At 67.5% G+C, this 566-nt stretch carries 2 pseudogenes; one reads left to right on the top strand and one right to left on the bottom strand.

Annotated elements, in window-relative coordinates:
• Nucleotides 1–193 (top strand): annotated as a pseudogene (locus AC1D15_RS36350) (hypothetical protein); the annotation flags it as partial.
• 175 nt (nucleotides 194–368) lie between these two features.
• Here AC1D15_RS36350 and AC1D15_RS36345 read toward each other — a convergent pair.
• Nucleotides 369–566 (bottom strand): annotated as a pseudogene (locus AC1D15_RS36345) (LacI family transcriptional regulator); the annotation flags it as partial.

Here is a 566-nt window from a genome sequence, read left to right as displayed (position 1 = left end):
GGCCTGCCGCCAGGCCGATCGCTGGACCGTGGTCGCCACGGCGACGGCCGAACAGGCGCCCACGTCGGACATGCGCCAAGCCGGCAGCCCGCTTCCGCGTGCGGTGCTGGACGCCGTGGATGCACGGATCGAGGGTGCTGTGCTGACGGCCGATGAGGTGAAGCAGGCGCAGAAACGCGGCTGGCGGCACTGAGCAATACGCGCGTGAAGGTCTACTTTTGCGACCCGCACAGCCCGTGGCAACGAGGCACCTTTCCGGGCGACGAAGGGGCCGCGCCCCGGCGCCGACGACGAGTGAGCAGCAGCGTATCGAGGAACTCGACCGCTTGCGGCTCACGGCTCAGATCAACCCGCCCTGCCGCCCTGCCTCAATACTTCCGATTCGGAAACTCCTTGGCCGCGACCTCCTGCGGGAACACGCCCTCGTTGGTCTTGATCCAGCGCGGCAGTGTTTCACCCGCTGCCGCCTTCTTCGCGGCCTCCATCAGTTGCGGCCCGAGCAGCGGACTGCATTCGACCGACACGTTCATCTTGCCGGCCATCATGGCCTCGAAGGCGCCTTTCAC

The organism is Rhizobacter sp. P2_H2, assembly GCF_056403375.1.
This window is presented reverse-complemented; position numbering and strand designations above follow the sequence as displayed.